The following is a 24,795-nucleotide window of genomic DNA, read 5'->3' as shown; positions in this document are numbered from 1 at the left end:
TAATCTATACAATATTAACTGTTTAACTCCTATATAAATAGAAGGTATGGTTTAAGTTATATCACATATTAACTATTGTAATAAATGCTAGTTTATTTCTATTTTTATTGAACTTGAAGGCAGCCCTTTTGCACTTGCAACAACTTCAATTTCACCCACTTCCCCCATTGCTTGAATAATTAACAATGTTTTACCTTTATGTGTGGTGTTTTTATTAGTTTGAAATTTTTGAATACTTTTTTTCCATCCATTATCAACTCCTAATAATTTAGCATTTCCAACAATCTCGAATGTTATTTCTTTGTCATCGGTTTTTACCGGATTACCATTATCATCAGTTAATTGAACTATTATATGGGCAACATCTTTATTATTTCCTTTTAATACTTTTTCTTCCGAAGAGATTTCAATTTTCATTGCTTTTTTAGCAGTAATTATTTCAGAAGTAATTTCTATTCCATCTTTTTTACCTTTTGCAACTAATTTTCCATCAGTAAACGGAACTCCCCATTTATAAATATGATCTTCAAAATCTGACAATGTTTTTAGGCCTAAAGATTGATTGTTTAAAAACAATTCAATTTCATCACAATTAGAATACAACTCAACCGAAATCATTTCCCCCTTATTGTAATTCCAATGTTCATTAACATCTTGCCATTCCCAAAGTGCATTTTTCCACTTTTCAGGATTTTTAGCTACAATTTCACCTTGTTTATTAATTTTATTTAGTGATTTTTCAATGTTTTGAGTCGCAAAATGAATGTGAGGTTCATCGTTCCAAAGTGTTTTCATCATATGGTATGACCCTTTTGGAAAACCAGCAGTATTTAACAAACCTGAAGGTTGAACTCTAACAGGCCAAGGATCTCTAATCTCCCCCATATAATCAAACCCTGTCCAAATAAACATTCCAGCAATAAATGGTCTTTCTAGCACTGCCTTCCACTCATGGTATTGCCCTAAGTTTTCAGTTCCCATAATAGGTTTATCAGGGTAGTTTTTGTGACCATAGTCATATAAAACTCTTCTGTAACTATAACCAACAATATCCAAAGCATCAGCGTAACCTGATAAATGACTCGCCGAAGGCAAAATACAATTTGCAGTAATTGGTCTAGATGTATCTAAGTTTTTGACCAATTTTGAAAGTTTTTGAGCAGTTTCTCCAATATCGTATTTACCTTTTGGAAGTGTTGCTAATTGTTGTTTAATTTCATCAATGCTATAAGGAGACTCAGACCAAAAATAGTTACCGTTCCAACTCATATTATTAAAAAAACCAGTAGCAGCAGCATTTCTAGGGTACGTCCATTCTATTTCATTCCCAATACTCCATTGAATTATTGATGGGTGATTTCTATGACTTACAATAACATTATGTACATCTGAAGCTGCTTTTTCTTGAAAATGTTCTCCATAACCTCGTGTAATATAATCTACACTTTTTTCGTTTTGGTTAAACCTTTTATCTTTAGGGTTATCCCATTCATCAAACAGTTCATCTTGGACTAGAATTCCCATTTCATCACATAAATCTAATAACTCATTTGAAGCCGGATTATGTGAAATTCTAACAGCATTACAGCCTCCTTCTTTCAATATTTTCAACCTACGTTTCCAAACACCCTTAGGTACAGCCGACCCAACTAAACCACCATCATGATGAATACATACTCCTTTAATCTTAAGGCTTTCTCCATTTAAAAAGAAGCCTTTATTTGGATCAAAATTAATATCTCTAATACCAAAAACTGTTGTGTAACTATCTATTTCAACTCCATCCTTCAAAATAGAAGTTACCGCTTTATACAAGCTTGGCGTATCAATAGACCATAATTTAGGCTTTATAACATCAACCATTTGATTGATGCTTTCTTGAGAATTTTTACCAATTGTAAGTTTGGTTTCAACTATTGCTTCTTCATAATCATTGGCATCAAATATCGCTGTTGAAACAACAACCTCTTCTTCCGAAGAAAAACTATTTTTTACTGAAACTTCAATATTTACCATTGCCTTTTCACTAGTAACTTTTGGAGTGGTTACAAATGTTCCCCAAACAGGGATATGAAGTTTGTTTGCCGTAATTAGCTTAACATTTCTATAAATTCCGGCACCTGTATACCAACGACTATCAGCGTATCGTGAATGATCAATTTTTACCACAAGTGTATTATCCTCTCCATTTTTATTTAAATATTTTGAAATATCATAATAGAAAGGCGAATAACCATAAGGATGAAAACCTAGCTTTACTCCATTTATAAATACTTCAGAATTATTATACACCCCATCAAATAAAACATACGTTACCTTATTTTTATCGTACCCTTTTTTAAATGTTTTTTTATAAAAACCATATCCCTGACTTGGTAAATAACCCGTAGCATTTGCATTATAAACCAACGTTGAATCAAATTCGTTTTCAACTGCCCAATCATGTGGAAGTTGTACTTTTTTCCAAGCATCTTCATCTACTTCCGAAAATTGCGTATCCTCTTCGGATAGATAAAAATTCCAGTCCAAATTAAAATCTGAAATCCTTTCATAATTTGTGTTGTTTTTACTATTTTTTGAACAGCTAGCAAAACAAAAAACAAGTAATGTTATTGCAATGAGCTTTGTTAATTTAAGTTGATCCATTTCTATTGTATTAAAACTTTTAGTTGAATTGGTTGTTGGTTTTCTTTTACTGCTTTAACAAGATAAACTCCATTAGGTACATCTTGAATTTGAATTAAATTTTGGCTATTTATAATTTGCTGAGTTTTTATAAGTGCCCCCATTGTATTGAATATTAATAATTCTCCATTTATCATTTCTTGCGGAACAATTACTGTTAAAAAATTACTTGCAGGATTGGGATAAATTAAGATGGAGCTTTCTAATAACATTGCTTCTTTAAAAACACCTTGACACTCTTTATCTGTTGATACAACAATGTTATTTGCGCCTTCTAACAGAGGTAACTCTACTTCATTTTGATAAATAGTTGATTTTACTCCATTTAAATTGATGTGATAAATTGTACTTCCTGAGAGTTTTAAACTTATTTTTTTAGCCGTTTTATCTACTTTAGAAGCTACAGAAAGCGCTTCTGGCTCAGTAATCTCAAGAGTGAAATTCACTTCATAATCAGGAAATTCTGGAATTGTAATTGTGATGGTATACTCTCCTGAACTTAAATTATTTACGGTTAAATTATTAGTGAATTCAAAAACATTATTATAATTAGAACTAGAAATTTGAGCTTTGTAATTCTGTATTAATTCTGTATTAATTTCTATGATTCCGTTTTCTGAATTTGAACACGTTTCGCTTGTCGTTTTTATTTTATAATTATTTGAAGGAAATAATTCAGGGTCTATCTCTCTAATATTATCACTAAAATTAAAAACTTGCATACTTACGCTACTTATATGCCCGCCAGCATCAGAAAACTCAACTTCAACAGTGTTATTTGCTTGTAAAACATCAAACGAAACGGGAATTTCTAATACCCCAAAAAAGCGTTCACGCTCTGCCTGGTCGTAACCTCTCCAATCTGTTGGAACATTAATTGTTTGTCCATTTATTTTTACACTTGGATGTAGTGATTTTCCGTGTTCTCTTCCAACACCAATACGAAGAACAGCTTCACCATAAGCACCTTTAACAATATTACTGATATTAAATGTATTAGGTTGATTTGCACTTATAGGTTTTAAATAAGTAGTTGCGTAATATTTTTTTTCTTCGGAAGTCTTATCAATTACAATAGCACTATCAAAAGTATATTCTAAAATTATAGTAGATTCAGCTCCAAGTTCAACTGAAGAAATTGCAGAAGTAAATGTTTCTTCATTTAAAACTGTTGTATCACTACCAGATAATGTTAAATGTTTTTTTACAACACTACTTACACTTTTATAGTCTTCATCAAAAACGTTTAGGTTTATAGTAGTAGCTTCAAAATTTAAATTATTTAAAATCACATAACCTTTATTACCATCTACATAAGCGTCTACTTGAATATCTAAATCATCTGTAGTTGAATCAACTCTTGTTCCGTTCACATTTTTCCATAGCTCAAAAAACTTAGCCATATCAGTATATACCCATTCTCCTGTATAACTGGCTGGTTCATTCGCTTTTCGCATTAAACGACTTGGATACGGTATATTCTTATTACTATTAAAACCCCACTCAGCTTTAACAATCACAAAATTTATAGCTGAAGCAATAGCTTCTGGACGTTCTAAAAACGACATTAATTGTGAATTTGAAGCTTTTACATGCAACCAATCTCTATACGAGCTCCAAGCCTCATTATTATAATCATGAGTTTGCGCTCCATATTCTGAAATCACAAAAGGCTTTACTTCATTAAACGACAACTGACTATAATGCTCCATCATATCAAATGTAGCTTCAACATTACTTCCTGAGCGCAGTTCTTTTTGCCCGTTTCTAATGGATCCAAAATCATATAAATGAATAGACCAAAAATCCATTTTATCACCTGCCACATCCATAAACAATTTCCATCTATTATTCCAACGCTGAAAATCTCCAACTTCAAAATCGGGAAATGCCGTTGTGTAACCACCAATTTTTAAACTTGGATCTTGTGCTCTAATGGCATCAGCAACTTCTACATGAAAATCTGCTATTTCTTGTATAGAATTCGTATAATCAAGTTTACCACCTAAAGCCTCGTAAGCAGGTTCATTTATAACTTCAACAAATGCAGGTTTTTTTTGTCCGTTACCACCATGAAATTCATTAAAATAGCGCCCCATATATTCGCCAGTAGCTTTTGGGCTTTCAAGCTTCCAACCTTGAGCTGTTGCTTTTTGACTTTCACCTGTCCAGAATGGATGTAATTGTGCTGCAACTACAGCATTTTTTCTGTTTTCGTATTGGTGAATATTTGTATTGCTTGCAAAATTATTTCTAGTAGTTAATCCTCTTGAAGCAATTTCAGAAGGATTGGCATATCCAGTTCTAGTAGGATCTTCTTGAATTTGGTTTAAGTTCCAAGTAATACCACCGGTATCCCTACCCAAATAAACATCGTATCCATTTAAAAAATGGTCTTTTAAGTCTGGTGTAAAATTATCACCTCCCCATTCATTCTCAGTTGAATTTGCATGAATTACAATAAATTTGGATCTATCAAAACTGGAAATATCACCAACAGAATGCTTCACATTCAGGTTAACCGAAACATTTACTTGCCCATTACTAACTAAATAACTAAAGCTAAAAAGACATAAATAGAAAAATTTTCGAATAGTAATCATTATTATTATTTTTCACAAATCTCATTATTAAACTTCTTAAAAACACTATAATAAACTAGACAATAACTTGACATCTAATTTTATTACATAGAAAATAACTAGACATAATAAATAAAAAAAATGAAATAAAAATCAATCAACAAACATTGCAACAATAATATTAACTACTGTTTTTTAAGCAATTAAAACATAAAAAAATATAAAAAATGATAAGATTGTTCAGATTAATTCAAATCTAAAACCCTAACTCATAATCATATGTAGTAGATAAAAACTTATAATTACTATATTTGACTTCAATTAAATATAGACTTATGAAAATTTTAAAAAACAACAGTATTTTTATTATTTTACTCTTTATTTCTCTAAATAGTCTTAGCCAAGAAATAAACGACATTGAATTCTCTCAAAAAAGGGCCAAAGAATTAAGATATGTAAAACCCGATAGCTCTGCGTACTTCTACAATAAGAGCTACAAAGCATTGATTAAAAAAAAGGACACAGTTGGAGCAATTAATACCTTAACTGAACTATCCCTTCTTTACGCACATAATGTAGATTATGGGAAATCTTATGATGGATACTGGAAAGCACTGCTATTAGCTGATCGCTCAAAAGACTCCGCTTCTTTATCCGAGATATACCAGCAACTAGGTTGGCTTTATAGCTTCTATAAAAGAGATAATGAAGCTTTAAAATATTTCAATAGATCTATAAGTATACGCAAAAAACAATTAAAGATAGATCAATCTATGCAGACCTATATTTTAAGCAATTACTTTTCCATAATCAACTTATATAGGTTAAACAAAAACTTTGATATGGTAAAAGTTTATTTAGATAGTTGTAATCAGTTACAAAAAAACATATCAAACAACCTTAAAAGCCCTTTTATTTTAGCAGAATCTGGTTTTGTAGACGCAAATGATGGCGACTTTGATAGTGCTTTTAAAAAATTAGAAACAGCTAAGAAATATTTTAATCAATACGAAAAACCCTATCTAATTATTATTCATTCACTGATAGGAGAAGTACACGAGCTAAAAAACGAATTAGACAAAAGCATTGAACATTTTAACATTTCTATTGAACTAACAAGCAAATTTAATAGGCATTTAAATTACTCACCAAAACTATATGAAGGATTGTCTAGGGTATATTTAAAGAAAAACGATTATGAAAAAGCATATATTAATTTAGAAAAATCAAAACAATTAGAGGATGCTATATTTGGAAGCAAAAGTTTAAATAATCAACATTTACTTGAAATTAAAGACAAGTATCGAATAGAAAAAGATAAACAAGAGGACATATTAAAACAACAAAGAATAGCGGATCTTGAAAAAGAAGATGAAATTTGGCTATTAAAATCTATCATTTTAATAGCAGCCATCATATTTATTATTGTTTTTGCCTATAGGTCGCTTAAAAATTTAAGAACTAAGCATAAAAACGAAAAAAGACTAATTGAGGCAAAACAGCAACTTTATATTCAAAAGCAAAACGATATTTTAGAGTTGAAAAACATGGAACTTACAGAAGCCGCATTAAGACTTATTGAAAAAGATGAATTTATTACAAGTATTAAAAAGAAATTATCGGGACAAAAAGACCATATTGATATAAAGGTTATCAATAGAATTTTAAAATCTATTCAAGGATCATTAGGTAAAAACTGGAATGAATTTGAAGCACAGTTCACGCAAATCAATCAAAGTTTTTATAAAAACCTACAAAAAGAGTACCCATCGCTAAGTCAAACAGACCAAAAAATATGTGCTTTAGTTAAATTAAATTTCAGAAGTAAAGATATGGCAAGACTACTCGGTATATCTGTAGAAAGCGTACACACGTCAAGATATAGACTTCGAAAAAAACTTGGATTACAGCGAAATGACAATCTAGAGGAATTTATGAGTAAATTTTAACACAAAGTCTAGTTTAATACCCGCCTAAATTACACAGAGTCTATAAAATCGACTTAAAAATTCAGGTAAAATATATTTAAAATATTGAATAACAGGTAATTAAAAATAGTAATTTATAGAGAAGTTCAGTTTTAGTCTAGTTTTATTTTACCCTAACCGCTCACTTGTTTAGTTTTCGTCTAGTACTATTTTATTAAATATCAGCTTCAATGAGTGAGATTTGTTAAACAAACTTTAAATATATTATTTTATGAAATTCAAATTACTTGTTAATTGGAAAACTAAGATTTATTTAATCACAAGCATGATTTTATTTAGTTTTAGTTTAATTCAAGCGCAAACAACTTCTGTAACAGGAACAGTTACTGGTGAAGGTGGACCTTTACCTGGTGTTAGTGTTATTGAAAAAGGTTCAGATAATGGAACCACTACTGATTTTAATGGAAATTATGAAATCAAAACTAAACCTAATAGCATATTGGTTTTTAGTTATGTTGGTTTTGCCACTAAAGAAATTGCCGTAAATAATTTAACGTCAGTTAACGCCAACCTAGAACCAGACGTTTCAGCTTTAGATGAAGTTGTAATTGTTGGTTATGGTACACAAGCTAGAAAAGAGATTACAGGAGCAGTTGTTAATATTTCATCTGATGTAATTGACAAACAACCAACATCTGATTTAGCATCAGCACTGCAAGGTCAAGTAGCGGGTGTAAATATTCAAGCCAGTAGTGGACGACCAGGTGAAGCTGCAAATGTTCAAATTCGTGGTTTAGGATCAATTAGTGCTGGTGCACTTGGTCCTTTATATGTTGTTGATGGAATACCTTATCAAGGAAATCCAAATATTGCACCTGAACAAGTTGCAACAATAGATATTTTAAAAGATGGTGCAGCAGCGTCAATTTATGGTACAAGAGCATCAAACGGGGTAATATTAATTACAACGAAAAAAGGAAAAGAAGGAAAAATGCAAATTGATTTTAGCACTTATGGTGGAATTCAAAATATTACTTCAGGAACTCCTTTATTACACACTGTAGAACAATTATATGAAGATAAAGTAATGTTAGATGCGCTTGGAAGAGAGTCACTAATCTTATACTTCAATCCTGATGCTTTGGATTATGATTCAGACTTTGTAGGAGATGTTCAAAATGATAATGCAGGAATGCAAAACTTTAATTTAGCTATTTCTGGGGGGGTTAAAAACCTTACTTTAAATTTTAATAGCAATTACTTTAACCAAGAAGGTGTTTTAATAAACTCTGGTTTTAGTCGTTTTACAAATAGAATTACTGGGGAGTTCAGAAAAGGAAAATTCAAAGCGTTTGCAACAATGGGTTTCACGCAGGAAAAAACAGAACAAGAACCTTGGGCTTTGTATGAGTATGCAATTTCTCAAGCTCCATACCAACGACCACTTAATGACAACCCTTCAAGTGGAGAAAACAGTGTTGTATTACCAAATGCCAATGCAATTCTATATAGCTACTTATCAAGCCAACTGAACAATGAAGACAACAGAGAAGTAAATAGCTCTAACACTGCAATTAATTTAGAATTTGAAATTTTAGAAGGATTTAAAATTAAAGCCAATCTTGGTAAAAATTCTTACAATTATGAACGTAAATTTTTCAGACCTCAGTATTTAGTATACGCTAACGATGGAACCTACAATCCTACAGCATCTACGCCTCAAGCTCAAATTACCCAAGATTATATTTGGAGTGGTAAAGAAACTATTGAAGGAATGTTAACCTATAAAAAAAGTTTTGGAAACCACAACTTAGATCTTTTAGGTGTAATTTCATATGAAAGATTTAACAATGAAACATTATCAGTAGGCGCAATTTTTAGTGAAGAAGCTAATAATGAAATTAATAACATTGGTTCAGGAAGTGAAGGTGTTAAACCTGCAGGTATTTTAGATGAAAGCACTATTAGTGGTAAATTACTTAGGGTACAATACAATTATAATCAAAAATATTTATTATCTGCAAGTTATAGAAGAGATGGATCTTCAAAGTTTTCAGAATCAAATAGATATGGTAATTTCTTTGGAGCTTCAGCAGGATGGAATATTCACGAAGAAAATTTCTTCCAAAATGTTGAATCAGTAAATTCGCTTAAATTAAGATTAAGTTGGGCACAGGTAGGTAATCAAAATATTCCTTCTTATTCATATACGCCAGTAATTGAATCAGGTATCAACTATCCTTACGGTCCTAATGAAGAATTAAATTTTGGTGCAATTCAAAGACGTTATGTTGATCCAAATATTAAATGGGAGACTACAGTTTCATCAAATATAGGTATCGATTTAACCATGCTAGATTATCGTTTAAATGTTACTGCAGATGTTTACAAAAATGAAAAAGAAGATATGTTATTGCAAGAAAGACTTCCTGCTTCAACAGGAACATATCAACCAAGAGCTACAGGAACCTATGATGTTAAAACCATTAATGCAGGTAACATGATAAACCAAGGTTTTGAGTTTGCAGCAAGCTGGAGTGATAAAACTTCATATGGATTAAACTACACAATTAACGGTACGTTTACTATGAATGACAATGAAGTAACTGATTTAAATGGTGTTGAAAGAGGTTTTGCAAATGGTAGACCAGTAGTATCAAGAGGTGAAAACGTAGATTATACAACCTATCTAGCTGAAGGATATGAAGCTGGCGCTTTCTTTTTAGTTCAAAATGCGGGTGTAATTAAAACGCAAGAACAGTTAGACGCATATAAAGCAATTGATGGAAGTGCACAATTAGGAGACATGATGTATATTGATGAAAATGAGGATGGTAAAATTGATGATAATGATAGAGTATACGCTGGTTCTGGGCAAGCTAAATTTGAAGCTGGTTTAAACTTTAATTTTGATTACAAAGCTTTTGATTTATACATTCAAACCTATTATTCAGAAGGTGCTGAAATCTATAACGGATCTAAGTTGTATGCATATCAGGCAGGGCGACATGCTGATTTGTATTATATGTGGTCTCCACAAAATGCAAATTCTGATATTCCTACTTTTAGACAAAATGCTTACCATAATAACGTTAGAGCAAGATCTGATTATTTCATAGAAGATGGTTCATATTTCAGAATTAGAAATATTAGCCTTGGTTTCTCTTTAGATAAAGTAATTGATTTAGCAAATGTTGAAAAACTAAGATTGTACGCAACTGCTGTAAATCCTTTTACAATTACAAACTACTCAGGTTATGACCCAGAAGTAGGTGGTGATGGAATATTTACAAGAGGTGTTGATAGAGGTAATTACCCTGTAACACGTCAATTCATGCTTGGACTTCAATTGAGCTTTTAATTAACTTATAAATTTTATAAATTATGAAAATATTAAAAAATATAAAATTACTTTTCTTAAGTTCTCTTTTATTCATTGGGTGTGATGAGCAGGACTTTTTAGAACAAGTAAATCCAAACGCAACAACTACTGATACGTTTTGGAATTCAGAAAAACAATTTAATAGTGCCTTAACCACTGTTTACGGAGCATTACAATTTCAAAGCGTTAGTGGTGGTGAAACACAATATGACATGGTGCTAGGAGATATAGCTGGAACAGAATCTTGGTACAGACCTTCAGCCTTTAGAAACCTAACTTATAATGATGGTTCATATTTTGTTACCGACAAATGGAATGAGTTATATATTGGAATTTTTAGAGCAAATCAAGTTATACAATACATTGAAGAAGCTGACCCTACTATATTTACCGGAAATAGTAGAAACGAAATTGAAGGACAAGCACGTTTTTTAAGAGCTTTCTATTATTTTCAACTTGCGCACACTTATGGTGGAGCGGTAATTCATACAAAAGTAGCTGAAGTAAAAGAAGATCTTGCAAAGCCATTTTCAACTATGAACGAGGTTACAAATACAGTAATTATACCTGATTTAGAATTCGCAGAAGCTAATTTACCTATTAAATGGAGTAGTGACGCTGATCTTGGTAGAATCACTTGGGGAGCAGCTGCATCAATGCTAGGAAAAGTATATTTATATGACGAAAACTGGTCAGAAGCAGCAAGTCTATTTAAAGAGGTTATTCAAAAAGGAGGATATAGTTTAACTGCAGATATTATGGATAATTTTACTCACAACAATGAGTTTAATTCTGAATCAATATTTGAAGTTGCTTATTCGTCAGAGCTGAATCCTGGAGCTCCAGGAGCAGCAGTTGATGATAACACTAATGAATCTGGGGCAGAAGCTTCAGCCTTAGCAAGAGGTCTAGGACAACTAAATTTTGGAGGATACAATACCTTATTACCTTCTTATTTTTTACACGAATTATATGTAAATGACGAAGTTGACCCAACAAATGCTATTAATGATGGTAACATGCATTCAAAAAGAATGACTGCAAGTATTTGCCCAAAAAATGGAGAAAGTTTATACTACAACATAGAGCTTGATAGTCCTGAAGCAAAAGGTTGGGCTTTTGGTCAAAGTGCTTATGTAAAAAAACATACAAACTGGTACCATTTAGATGCTGAAGATAATTTGAGTAGATCTGGAATTAATTTCAGACATATTAGATTTGCTGATGTTTATTTAATGTATGCTGAAGCAGTCTTAAACAATAGTGGTGACGTTGCAACAGCAATTACTTATATTGATATGGTAAGAGCAAGAGCTGGAGTTAAAACAATTCAACAATACTTAGACGAAAACTCTGGTACTTTCCCTCAATTACACGTAAGTATTCAAGTTCATGGAGCACAACCTATGGTAAGTGCTACTGTTGAAAATGTAATGACACATATACAAAGAGTTGAAAGACCTCTAGAATTATCTTTTGAAGGACACCGTTGGAAAGATTTAGTACGATGGGGAATTGTACAAGAAGTTTTTGATGACCTTTATGCTGATGAAGTATGGAGAAATGAAAATAAAGAATTATTGGATATTTCAGGAGATGGAATTGCACCTCTTTTTATTAAAGAAAGAATTAGACCTGACTTTTTATTAAGTTCTCAGAACTATAATTCAGCACAACATGATTACTTCCCTATTCCAACACAAGAAGTTCAAACTAATCCACAACTGTAATTAAAAATTTAAATTATGAATTTAAAAAAAATTAAAACATATATATGGTTCATTGCAGTTGCATTATTTATTAATGCATGTAGCGATGATTCAAATGAGCTAAGCTTAACAGAACCAAATCATAGGGTTGTGTACACTTCCCAAATGGATTTTGAAAATAAAATTAATATAAATGGAGAAATTGACTTTGGAGATATTTCTGCCGGAGTTGAATCTAGAACTTGGACATTCCCTGAAGGAGTTGTTGATATTGTAGGTTCTGATGATGATATCAATTCATCAAAAGATGTTGTAAAAACAATATTTAACACGGTAGGAGAACACAGTGTACATTTAAACCAAATCTTTAAAGGAGACGCTTTTGTTGGAACTGAATTAAGAGGAAAAGAGTTGGACACAACAATTATAGTAACCGTTTTAAGTCCGGTTACAGCAACCATCAATGCTAATTTCATTAATGATGATGGAAGTTTAGGTGCCGCTTTAAACATCGCTGATATGGCAGAAAATGAAGTTACAGCAAGTAAATCTGTTAGATTTACATATGCAACTGATGGCGCTCCAGAAGAATTTGTTTGGAACTTTGATGGAGGTGACCCTACTGAAGTTACGGCTGCACCAATTGAAACTGATGTGAAGTATAAAAAAATGGGTACCTATGACATACAGTTTATAGCATCAAGAGCTAGGCCTTATGGAGGTGATACTATTTACTTAAAAGACTTTATAAAAGTAATTGCTTCTACAGATCCTGTAGACTTGGAGCAAGTAACTGATAAAGATGGTGATATTGCACTAGTGTTTAGTAGAGAAATGGATGCTTCAACACTTAACAAAGATAACTTTAGTATTATAATAGAAAATGGTGGCGTTATTACACCAACTATTAAAAAAGCTAGCGTTGATGCAACAGAAGGAAACATTATTTTACTTGAGCTAGATGGTGAAGGAATTTATAATGATGATGTTATTAAAGTTTCTTATACTCCAGGTGTATTAGCAACTTTAGATGCAGTTAAAGCAACTGCATTTACCGATGAAATTTTAGAATTTACTAAAATTAATATTTTAGACGTTGCTTCAGACTATGACCATAGCTTTGAAAACTCAACAGCTGATAACTGGCCTTACATGTGGTGGGGTGGTGTTTGGGGTGAATATGACCTTGAAATATCAGATATAAAAGCACAAGACGGCAGCAAAAGCGCCTACATAGAGTTTAGACCAAATGGTGGTATGATCATAGGTCATAAAAATACAGCTGGTGATCAAATAACATTCCCTGCTGAAACTGGTAAAAATTATGAAATTGGAATATGGGTTTATGTTGAAGATTTAGGAGCTAATGACCCTGCCGGTTTTGCTCCAGATGTTAGATTCTTTTGGTGGCCAGATACAAATTGGGGTGTTGGTGGTAACCCAACATTTACAAGTGATTTTAAAACAGGAGAATGGGTATATAGTAAAACATATGCACAGTTTAATGAAACTGGAGATAAAACATTCCAAATTAGAGGTTATAATGAAGCAAACCCAGAAAGGTTGAAATTTTATATGGATAATTTAAGTGTTTCTGAAGTTAGTTTAAGACCATAATTATAAACCTTGTTATTAAATTAAAATAATAAATGATTGTAACTATCTAGAAAACATACGTTCTAGTGTTTTCTGGATAGTTTAAAATTGCTCTAAAATAGAGTAATGTAGATTGAAATCTCGAGGTTTAAAACCTCGAGATTTTTTTGTTATTGCCAAATAGATTAAGTCAATATAACTTGTTGATTTTATGGTGTATTAATTGGCTAGAGTAAGCTAATTTACATGTAATAGCTTTATCTATTTATTTCTTTCAATATTAAATTGTCTATAAATTAGTATAGAAGCAGTTGCTATACATTTAGAAGATGGTGTTTAAAGGCTTCTGTAGCTCTTTTTCAAGTTGTTTGTTAACTAACTACATTGCTTTTATTATTAAACAAGCTACATCGATCTTTTTAACTATTATCATCAAATAATACGTATTATTTTAGCTGTAGCCATCAATTTATTTTTTACAAATAATTTTACATAAAAAAAGACCATAATTAAATGGCCTTTTTGTTAATTTTAAACGTAAATAATTTAGAAATACATGTAAATTATTTTGGCTTATATATTCTAATCCAATCTATAGTAAATGTGTGATCTTCTAGGTTACTAAGTTCATCATCAGTAGGTGTAATACCTTGATTAGATCTCCAATCTTGATCTTCAACAGTAAAAAGAATATCCATTTCTTTGCTTAAACCAGTTCCGTTGGTGAAATTATTTGGATCAATGATATTTTCACCTGAAACGGTTCTCACAAGAACACCATCTACATAATATTCTAAATTCCAAGGATCAATCCAATACACTCCATAATTATGAAAATCATCTCGCCATAATGTAGTTCCTGTTTTATACCAGCTTCCTGCATCGGTAGGTTGATAGTCTTGAAAAGGATCACGAATAAACACATGGTGACTTAAATGCATTCTTTCAGCATACCAAGTTTGGTCTTTATTAGCTGAATTAGAAAAACTAGCCCCATAAGCCTCCATAAAGTCAATTTCTTGAGTATCATCAGGACTTAATAACCATGCTCCATTGGCTAAAACCGAATTCATTATTTTAGCTCTTGTTTCAATGTAAACCGGATACTTAATTCTATTATTTGAACTAATAGCACCTGCACTTACTTTATTGGTTCCGTCTAGTCTAGTTGCTATTAATTTTAATGTACCATTTTCAACCATAGAATGATTTCTATTCCAAACGGTTAATCCTGGTCCTGACCAGGCGTTATGATACCAATCTGTCCAATTATTTGTAAATTCAGTTCCTTTATTGTCAGCTGGTGCATTATAATTGAAATCGTCTGAAAAATCTTGTAATTCCCAAGTTTTACCAGTACCTGCATTTGCTGGGATTGGATAAACATCCCATTCTTTTTCTATACCTTCACTTTTAAATACGGCAACTACCGTTTTATCTGAACTCATCATAATATTTAGTGGATTTGTATTTCCGCTGGCATCACCAGACCACTCTACAAACACGTATCCATCATTAGCTTTTGCTTGAATGGTAACTACATTTCCTTGCTCATATTCACCTGAGGAAGGTGTAATAACACCGAAATTAATAGGTTCAACTGAAGTTTTAAGCGAAAATAAATTAGGGGTATCTTCATTTGAACATGAAGACATAGTAAAAGACATTAATAGAAGTAAAATTCTTAAATTCATTGTTAAAAGTTTTTATGCAATATTATATTTTATTCATAAAATAGTAGCTCTTTTAAACTAGACTATAACTAGACATTTCCCTGAAACATTGAATAAATCTATCTAATTTTTCAAAACCTGTAAAATTTAAGTTCAAAAAGAATATATAAAATAGTTCTGTTTTGACAGAACAAATTAAGTAGGCATATAAAAAGTAAAAGCTTTTCATCTATAGCTTTGTGATATACACATAATAAGCAACATTCTCTTTACCTTTACTATTATAAAAGCTTGCGTTCATTTTAGTTTTACCCTGCTTTAAATGCAATTTAAAATCTGCAGAAAGATCTTGATTACTAACAGTAACTTCTTTATTAATTTTATTATCAAAATTAAGAGAAGCCTTCACATAATTTAGGTTTACTCCTTCTGATAAATCTTTCTCCAACCCTGGTAATTCTACAGTGGTTATACCTTTAACAATTGTGTTTATTTTTAAATTAGACTCTATTGGATATCTTCTTAAAGAAATTTTATAATCACCCTCCTTTACAACATTAATGTCCCAATAACCTTCTCCATAAACACCTTGCCTAATATATTCTTGATTCCAAGGTTGCATGCCATTTTGGGCATGTATATCATGTGCAGTTAAAGTCACAGGATTTATGTTTTCTAAACCAATTTTAAAAAAAATTTCTTTGTCAAAATCAACCGAAACTTGCTGCCACCAGTTTTCATAAAACGTGCGCATTTCTGCTACTTTTTCAGGATATTGTTCTGCAATATTATTTTCTTGACCTTTATCTTCTTTAATATTATATAATTCTGATCCGTTTATCAAACGCCAAGTATCTTGCATTACTGCAGAATTTCTCCATTTTTCAGGTTGCTGAATTCGCTGAGAATCTGTTACCAACATTCTGTTTAAACTCTTTTCTTCATTTTTAAATAACGGTACTAAGCTTTTACCGTCTAATGCTAAATGTTCCTTCGGAAGTTTTATTCCACATAATTCAGCAAGTGTTGGCATAATATCTAATTGCGCTGTTAATTGAGAAAAATCTTTTGAAGTTGAAATATCTCCATTTTTCCAATGGATAAAAAACGGTACTCTGTGACCACCTTCATAAGCACTACCCTTGGCACCTCTCATTTCAGCATTATAACCAGTTGCACTATTTTTCTTTTTATTGTAGTAATAACCTGCAGAGGTACCATTATCAGTCATAAAAATTAAAATTGTATTATCTGCAATATTTAACTCTTTTAAAGCTGTTCTTAATTTTCCAAAATTATCGTCAATATTGGTAATCATTCCATAAAAACGTTTTTGCTTTTCAGCTAACACATCTTCAGATAAATTCTTATACAAATTATAATATTCCATAGGAACATTATACGGACCGTGCGGTGCATTAGGAGCTATATAACAAAAGAAAGGTTTGTCTTTATTCTGTTCAATAAAATTAATTGCTTCTCCAAAAAACACATCAGTACAATAGCCTTCAAATTTTGTAGGCTTTCCATTTTTAAAATAAGTATCATTAAAATACGTATTATTCCAATAATCAGGTGTTTGTTGAACTCCACCTCCGCCGTGCATTACGGTTTCCTGAAATCCTCTATCTTCTGGTCTAAACGGATAGTTATCACCTAAATGCCATTTTCCAAATCCACCAGTTTTATAACCTGCTTCAGTAAACATATTTGCCAAGGTTTTTTCTTGTTCTCTTAACAAAGACCATCCACCAACAGTATGCCAAACTCCAACGCTATTTGCATATCTCCCTGTCATTAATCCCGAACGCGTTGGCGCACAAGTTGGCCCCACGTGAAAATCGGTTAAATGATAGCTTTCCCCATGAAAAGCATCAATATTTGGTGTTTTAATAATCGTATTTCCTAGAACTCCCACATCACCATAACCTTGATCGTCTGTTATTACAAGTATTACGTTTGGTTTTAATATTGTTTCAGAAATTGGACTTGGATTTTTTTTCTTAGCACAACTGCTAAAAGCCAAAATAATTAGTACCGAAAATTTTAATAATTTCATATTTGCTTTTGAATTTTGAAGTCTTCACCTCTAATTATATTTTTCAACATTTAAGATTAGAGAACTAACGCGCCCACCATTATCTGGAAAAGTAATTTCAACCTGATTATTACCTTCTTTTAAATATTTTATGTCAACTGGTATTTGAATAACTCCAAAAAATTCTTTTCTAGGTTTTTGATCGTAGCCTGCCCAATTTGTTGGAACTTTAACCTGCTTACCATTCACAAATATTATAGGTTGTTTACTTAAATTATGAGCTCTAGCCACTCCCATTTTTAAACTTGCTCGTCCCTTTTTACCTGTTGAAACTTGTTCTAAGGTAAACTCTAATGTTTTGTTAGCAATTATTTCTTGTAAGTAGGTTTTTGTATAATAGTTTTGTTCGTGAAGGCTATTTTCAAATTCATACGCATTAACATCACATTCTAAAATTACAGTCTCTCCAACTTTTAATTCCAACGTTTTTAATTCTGAAATATTCGTAAAAAACACCAACTTTGGAATTCCTTTTTCATTTAAATACAACCTTCTTAAAGTTGTATTATTAATTAAACTGTTGCTCTTATTTAAAAAGTCTAATGTTACTTCTTGAACCTCATCAGCTAAACTATTTATTGCAATATAAGCCTTACCTTCCTTTCCGAAAGCATTTACTTGTATATCTGGATTGTTTGAAGTGATGTCAATTCGTTTACCTTCAACATCTTTCCATAACTGATAAAATTTAATTAAATGTGTGTATTTATAGGTTCCGTTTGATAATTTACGTGAAATTACCCAAGGATATGGGTGTTGATCTGGGTTTCTTTTATCATTATAAAACCAACTTCCTTTACCTGTAATAAAAGGCAAAGCTTTTAATAACCTGTCTGGTTTATCCATTAAAGACATTAAAATTTTATTGTAAGACACCAAGCATGTTCCATTAAGTTCTGCAGAATAAGGCTTTCCTACTAAACCTTTTGATGTGTAACCATATTCTGAAATTAAATGAGGCTTAACTTTTCCCCATTTTTTATAACTATAAGCTTCAATTAAATCTAAAATAGCCTCAGCATTACTTCCTGATCTATAATTAAAATCGCCTTCAACGTTTCTTCCATCGTAAATATGTGTTGCAAAAAAGTCCATACTTTCACCTGCAGTATCCATAAATACTTTCATTCGTGTATTCCAATGCCAAAAATCTTTCAATTCCATTTCAGGCCAAGCAGCACTATAACCACCAACCATAATACCAGGTACTTGGGCATGTATTTTATCTGCCACTACTTTGTGGAATTTAGACATTTCAACAATTACAGCTTCTGTTTCGTCCCAAGATGCCACATATTCTTTTGCGTGCACAAAAGGTTCGTTCATTACTTCATAATACCTAGGCATTAACGGATAGGCTTTTTTTATAAATTCTGCATTGTATTCCGCTACTTTTTCATAATTTAAATTTAGCTGAAAAGCTTCTTTTGGGTGATCGGTCAAGATAAGGTCACGTGTTTTAAACGACTCGTACATAGGAGCATTTTTATACCGCTCAACATTTTTAGCAGCTTCTGCATAGGCTTGATCCAATTTAGGCTCGGTTGTTTTATCTTTTTTAAATGGTTTTGGCCCACCAAAAGTTCTTCCAAATTCAATTCCTAATTGATCAAATAAATAAACGGCATCAAAAGCCAAGTCACCATCGGTGTATGAGCCGTGCATTGAGAAATACTTCTCTCTACTTAATTCACTTTTAGTGCCTATAAATTTTTGAGTAGTTAAGTCTATACTTACTGTATTTTGAGCTAAACTTACAATGCTTATTAATAAGCTATATATTACTAAAATAACTTGTTTTTTCATTTTTATAATTTTACAAATTTGTAATAATCTTCTTCACTAGTTATGGCAAAATAAGCTCCTTTTGTAAGTGCTGAAATATTGACTGAATTGGTGTTTTTTACTTCACCTATTATTTGTCCGTTTATTGCTATAATTTTAATGAATTCATAGGAAGATTTCCCTGGTAATGTTAGTACTTCAGAATCTTTATTTATTGCAAGCTGAATACTTTTAGCATTGATTTCTTTCAATGTTAACTTTTTTGCTGGCTTTGTAATGTAAATACCAGTACGTTCTTTACTACTAGTAGTTTTATTTTCAAAATCTGACGGTTCACCAAATGTTAATTTAAATTTATAATCATTTCCTTCAACAGGAGGATCTATATCAACAACAACCGACTCAACTCCCTTGCCTGGCGCTACCTTTATCTTTTTTGAAGAACCTAACCAGTTTTTATCTTTCCAAATAGAAACTTGTATCATTTGCTCTTTTAATACTGAATAATCAATATCAAATTTAAATTTATTGGTACTTTCTAATTGATTAGGCGTTAATGGTGAAAAAGAAACCGATTCGGGAATACGTACTTCTTCTGAAACAAATTCTAAATTATTAATATCTACAGCTGTTCTGGTTGTTTGCCAATTTCCTTTTCTTGCTCTTACTGAAAGTAAAATCCTATATCCACTACCTTCAGTAGGTAATTGAACAGGGTTTAATTTCACATCTAAAATACCTCTTCCCGCTTTTACAGGTATTGCTTTGTGCGCCCAAAATTTATTTGGACCAGCTGATACTTCAACCGTAATATCACTTTCTTCATTTACTACATATCCTACTGTAAAAGCATAGGATTCTTTAATTTGAATTTTTGTGGGAACTGTTTTTACAAAGAAAACTTTTTCGGGTTCTTGTGCTGTTACTTTAAATGAAACCAACAATAAACAGGCGGCTACAAAAACTAATTTTAAAACTATTTTCATTATTCAACTATTTAATTACTACTATTTAAATTATTATTTTTAATGGTATTAATCAATTCATTGGCAATTATTTGATGTTCTGCTACTTTTGGATGTCCAGGTGTATCTTTATATGGAACAAAGCAAGTATATGTGTTGGCGTCATTTAACGAGGTTACTGCCTCAGTTACATAATTTGGCCATTCAGATCCATTTTTAGTAATGTTCATATTTCCTAACACACAAACAATTGAAGTAATTGGATACAAATTTCTGATTGTTTTTATAAAATCTGCATAAGATTTTACAATATCTTTTTCTGTTGGTTTGTCAGTTCCAAAACGTCTTTTAAACTCCTCATGCTCTGGAAGATTCACAATCCAATAATCATTTTGAAATAAATTAACCACTACAATATCTGGTTGTTTTTTGGTGAAATCCCATTTGCTATTTGGGTTATTTGGATTTAACCTGTCATACATTTCGGGCATAATTAAATTATACCAACTCACCATAACACCAATACCACTGCGAACAACACACGTATAATCTGCATTGAAATAACGTGCAGTAATGGCTGCATATGCGTTGTAATTATTGGTTACATCTCCATTAGAACTATCATTTCCTAAATAATCTTCATTTCCGTGACCTGATGTTACAGAATCTCCATAAAACTCAATAAACAATCTATTTTCAGCATCTGGCTCCAATACTTTTCCTTCAATTTCAAAACCATAAAATAAGGTTGTTCCGTAATCCCAATCGTTTCTTTTGGTAATTTCAATGCTGTGTTTTCCTTTGGTTAAACTATCAGCAAGCACATAGGTTTCTTTTCCTTTTTTTAATTTAAGTACTTCAAAATTCACACCATCAATAATAATGTTGAAATAATTTTCACCATTTTCATCATCAAAAATAGCTTTAACCTCTGTCCCTTCAAAATTGATTTTGATCGAAGAACCTGACCAATAAATTTCGGTTGCCGTTTTTGTCTCATTTTCACCAGTACGACCTTGGTAAGTAATCGCTGAATCAGTTGGTTTTACAAATAACGGAGTTGAGTCAACTGATTTTGTTTTACAAGCTGAAAAAACTAAAAACGCAAAAATATATGTTAAAAAATATTTCATTAATATTATTCTACTTTAGGAATTATTTTTGATGGAATTTCTAACTTTTTATCATCTGCTCCCAATGCAAAATCACTTATACTGTATTCGTTCCCTTTTTTCCAATTGACTTCAATTCTACCATCACCTAAAATAATATTTCCTAATTTATCTCTAAACCAATCTGCCAATTTTATATACTCTTTATCATTGGCTACATTGTTTGTTTCCATTGGGTCGTTACGTAAATCGTACAAAGCCATTTGAACCTCATCTCTTGGTGCATCTAACCCCCAACGTACATTTTCATTTGGTTCATATCTACCACCAGCTGCTCCGTTTAAAGGTCTAGGTCGCATTGAAAAAGCAAAATCTTTTGAGCGCATATAGGTTCTTGGACCTGCAACACTATTAATTTCACCAATAATATAGTCTTTATTAATATTTTTATTTTCAATCAATTCTCCCATATCTAAACCATCTAAATAGTCATATTCTTTAGCTGAAATATTTACGCCACCTGCGGAAATAATCGTTGGCATAATATCTACATACTCCGCAAAACCTTCGTAAACAGTTTCTGTTGGAACCTTACTTTTATCAGATGAAACAATTATCGCTGTGGTATGTGTAGACAAATCCCAAGGTGCAAATTTAGATTCAATACCCTGTTCTCCTAATTGCCAACCGTGGTCTCCACTGGTATAAACAATCATATATTCCTGATTGTGTTTTTTGCAATAAGCTTTAAATTCAACGATAGCTTTCCCAATAATATAATCGCCAAAAGCACAAAAAGCATAATAATCTCTAATGGCTTGTTGCTTATCTTCATAAGACAAATCGTCAATTTTTAATTTCTCATACAAAGTAACCAACTGCTTTGGCAACTTACTCAACTCTGCTTCTTTATCAAATTCAGGAATTTTATAAACTTTATCTTTAAATAAATCTCTAAACTCTTTTGGAGGCATTACAGGTGTGTGTGGAAAATGAAAACTCAAACTTGTAAATAAAGGCTTTTTGGCATCTGCTCCATTCATTGTATTACCCAACAAATTGGTATAGCTTTCGCCTTGATTGTTTAAATAGCTCGTATATTCAGTTAAAATATTACCATCCAAAGTTTTATCTGCTGGCATTGAATTTACACCTCCAATTATTAAATCAGAACCTGGTTTTGAATAATGATATAAAATATCTAACTCAGCTTCAACACTTTTTCTAACTTCCTGTTCTTCTTTGGAAATTGTTTTTTCACGACTCCAAGATTTCTTGTCTCCATTAGGAAAAAAGAATTCGGTTCTCGAATCTGTTTTTTGATTTTTACCATTTACTTTTCCCCAAACACTTGGATTGTACCAATCGGTAATTCCAGCTCTCATCAAATCGTTATCTGTAATATATTGCTCATAAAATGCGTCGTAAGGTGTTTTATCCTTTTTATTTACATCTTTATTGCGATACCCGCTTTTACCAAACAACGTAGTTTCATAACCGTTTTCTGTCATTACTTGTGGCAATGTTTTATTGAAAAAATCAGTTTTTCCAGTAAAATATTCAAATCCATAAACACCAGAATGATGCGGGTATTTACCTGTTATCATACTATTTCTTGAGGGCGCGCAAGCTGGAGAATTACAATACATATTGATAAACACAGTTCCTTCTTTTGATAAAGCATCCAAATTTGGAGACATTACAAAACCAAGCGGACTCTCATTTTTACCTGTGGTAATTTCGTTGTAATAACCGTTAGAATCTGTACGTTGGTCATCGGTTAAAATCCACAATATATTGGGTTTACTGGTTTGCTGTGCTTTAGTTCCTATTGAAATTAAAACAACTAACAATGTCAATATTTTATGCTTAAATAACATTTAGTTAAGTGTTAAAGTTAAATTACAAAGTGCATTATTTGGCAATTCTATATTTATTTCTTCTTCATCAATAATTAATTTTACAAACTTAGTTTTAGGTTCATCATTCTGAATTAAAACTTTGATTTGATTGCTGCTATTTTTTGTAGTTACAATTGCATGTTTTGAAATATGGGCAATTCTATGGTCATTTTTTTGAATGGATTTACTTGCCAAATACATGGCATTGTAATCTGGTGTATATATCACATTTCCATTTTCACGATTGATAACCACCAACGAGTTTTGTTTCCAACCCCAAGCACTTGTCGAAGTTTCATTTAAAATTATATTCCAATAGCAATAATTTGAACTTCCTGCATTGATATAATTGGCAATTTCTGCCATTCTTTGTTTGGCTTGTTCGGTTGAATTATCTCCATTAAAACACTTGGTTTCTGTGCTCATTATTTTCATATTTGGAGCCAATAATGAAACTTCTCTTATAAAAGCTTCACCAGCATATTGAAAACCAATACCATCAAAATTTTCAATGGTTTTTGAATTTAAAATCTTGTAATGATCACCTCTATTTATGGTTCTAAATGTTCCTGCCCAAATACCTGTATTTAATTTATTTTTTTTGAAGGCAGGTATTACGTAATTTAAACTTAAATCTTCCATTTGCTCCATCGTCATATTACAACCCGGAAATGGAGCATAAGTGTCTGGCTCATTTTGAATACAAAAACGATCAATATTTACACCTTGTTTTTTATAAGCTTCAATATATTTTACAAAATAACTAGCGTAAGCTTTGTAAATTTCTGGAGTTGCTCTTAACCTGCTTCCTTTTAAATCTTTATTATTTTTGTCTATTGCATTGCTATATTTCATCCAAGCTGGCGGACTCCAAGGCGAAGCTTGTAATAGCATTGTTGGATTTACTTTTAAAGCCTTTTTTATATATGGCAATAAATATTTTTCATCTCTTTTTATTGAAAAATGTTTCATTTTATAATCTTCAGCAACCATACTATAACTATAAGCATCTAACGAAAAATCACTGGCTCCAATAGGCGTTCTATTAAAAACAAGATTTGCATTGTTTGTGTTAAATAAGTTTGTTAACACTTTTTGCTGCATTTCTTCAGATAAACTTAGCAACGCTTCACCTCCATTTTCGTTAAACGCACCACCAATACCTTCAATGGTTTGAAACTCAACTTCAGGCACTAAAACAATAAAATCGTTTTGGGTCACTTTTACTGAAGCATCAATATTAGTTTCAAAAGTTTTCACAGGATTTTCTTCACCTTGTTCTAAAGACACATATGTAATATCTACAGTATATTTTTGAGCTTTTACTATTGAAGTAATTAATAACAATACTAAACAAATATTTTTTAATCTCATTATCT

Annotated in this window: 13 protein-coding genes; 4 read left to right on the top strand and 9 right to left on the bottom strand. The window is 31.5% G+C overall.

Going from position 1 to position 24,795, the window contains the following annotated elements; translation table 11 throughout:
• Nucleotides 1-87 precede the first annotated feature (87 nt).
• Together CHB67_RS00420 and CHB67_RS00415 are read right to left on the bottom strand one after the other, a co-directional pair.
• Nucleotides 88-2,646, bottom strand: coding sequence for a glycoside hydrolase family 2 TIM barrel-domain containing protein (locus tag CHB67_RS00420; protein ID WP_089379768.1), 2,559 nt, complete (start codon nucleotides 2,644-2,646; stop codon nucleotides 88-90).
• Between the two features lie 2 nt (nucleotides 2,647-2,648).
• A complete protein-coding gene (locus CHB67_RS00415; protein ID WP_089379767.1) occupies nucleotides 2,649-5,288 on the bottom strand; it encodes a T9SS type A sorting domain-containing protein in 2,640 nt (879 codons plus the stop codon).
• Nucleotides 5,289-5,602: 314 nt separating this feature from the next.
• On the opposite strand from CHB67_RS00415, the gene CHB67_RS00410 reads away from it, so the two are divergent.
• From CHB67_RS00410 to CHB67_RS00395, 4 genes are all read left to right on the top strand, one after another.
• A complete protein-coding gene (locus CHB67_RS00410) occupies nucleotides 5,603-7,216 on the top strand; it encodes a tetratricopeptide repeat protein (protein ID WP_089379766.1) in 1,614 nt (537 codons plus the stop codon).
• A gap of 250 nt (nucleotides 7,217-7,466) precedes the next feature.
• A complete protein-coding gene (locus CHB67_RS00405) occupies nucleotides 7,467-10,556 on the top strand; it encodes a SusC/RagA family TonB-linked outer membrane protein (RefSeq protein ID WP_089379765.1) in 3,090 nt (1,029 codons plus the stop codon).
• A gap of 23 nt (nucleotides 10,557-10,579) precedes the next feature.
• Nucleotides 10,580-12,307 (top strand): RagB/SusD family nutrient uptake outer membrane protein, encoded by a 1,728-nt coding sequence (locus CHB67_RS00400; protein WP_089379764.1) that lies wholly within the window; start codon nucleotides 10,580-10,582, stop codon nucleotides 12,305-12,307.
• A 15-nt stretch (nucleotides 12,308-12,322) separates the two neighbouring features.
• The gene (locus CHB67_RS00395) at nucleotides 12,323-13,903 is read left to right on the top strand and encodes a hypothetical protein (protein WP_089379763.1); all 1,581 of its coding nucleotides are present in this window, start codon (nucleotides 12,323-12,325) and stop codon (nucleotides 13,901-13,903) included.
• Nucleotides 13,904-14,445: 542 nt separating this feature from the next.
• Here the strand turns inward: CHB67_RS00395 and CHB67_RS00390 are convergent.
• The 7 genes from CHB67_RS00390 to CHB67_RS00360 all read right to left on the bottom strand — a co-directional run bounded on the left by CHB67_RS00390 (nucleotide 14,446) and on the right by CHB67_RS00360 (nucleotide 24,790).
• Nucleotides 14,446-15,576 (bottom strand): InlB B-repeat-containing protein, encoded by a 1,131-nt coding sequence (locus CHB67_RS00390; protein WP_245813375.1) that lies wholly within the window; start codon nucleotides 15,574-15,576, stop codon nucleotides 14,446-14,448.
• 208 nt (nucleotides 15,577-15,784) lie between these two features.
• The gene (locus CHB67_RS00385) at nucleotides 15,785-17,614 is read right to left on the bottom strand and encodes an arylsulfatase (RefSeq protein WP_089379762.1); all 1,830 of its coding nucleotides are present in this window, start codon (nucleotides 17,612-17,614) and stop codon (nucleotides 15,785-15,787) included.
• A 30-nt stretch (nucleotides 17,615-17,644) separates the two neighbouring features.
• Complete coding sequence (locus CHB67_RS00380) at nucleotides 17,645-19,459, bottom strand: beta-agarase (protein ID WP_089379761.1); 1,815 nt, start codon at nucleotides 19,457-19,459, stop codon at nucleotides 17,645-17,647.
• A 2-nt stretch (nucleotides 19,460-19,461) separates the two neighbouring features.
• A complete protein-coding gene (locus CHB67_RS00375) occupies nucleotides 19,462-20,424 on the bottom strand; it encodes a hypothetical protein (protein WP_089379760.1) in 963 nt (320 codons plus the stop codon).
• Nucleotides 20,425-20,435: 11 nt separating this feature from the next.
• Nucleotides 20,436-21,536 (bottom strand): SGNH/GDSL hydrolase family protein, encoded by a 1,101-nt coding sequence (locus CHB67_RS00370; protein WP_089379759.1) that lies wholly within the window; start codon nucleotides 21,534-21,536, stop codon nucleotides 20,436-20,438.
• Nucleotides 21,537-21,541: 5 nt separating this feature from the next.
• Entirely contained in the window at nucleotides 21,542-23,395 is a 1,854-nt protein-coding gene (locus CHB67_RS00365; protein ID WP_089379758.1) for a sulfatase-like hydrolase/transferase, read from the bottom strand.
• Nucleotides 23,396-24,790, bottom strand: a complete 1,395-nt coding sequence (locus tag CHB67_RS00360) for a glycoside hydrolase family 30 protein (protein WP_089379757.1) — start codon at nucleotides 24,788-24,790, stop codon at nucleotides 23,396-23,398.
• Between the last annotated feature and the right edge of the window lie 5 nt (nucleotides 24,791-24,795).

This window comes from Lutibacter agarilyticus, assembly GCF_900188235.1.
GTDB classification, from domain to species: Bacteria; Bacteroidota; Bacteroidia; order Flavobacteriales; family Flavobacteriaceae; genus Lutibacter; species Lutibacter agarilyticus.
The sequence above is the reverse complement of the archived record's forward strand: the minus strand, read 5'-3'. Positions and strand labels throughout refer to the sequence as shown.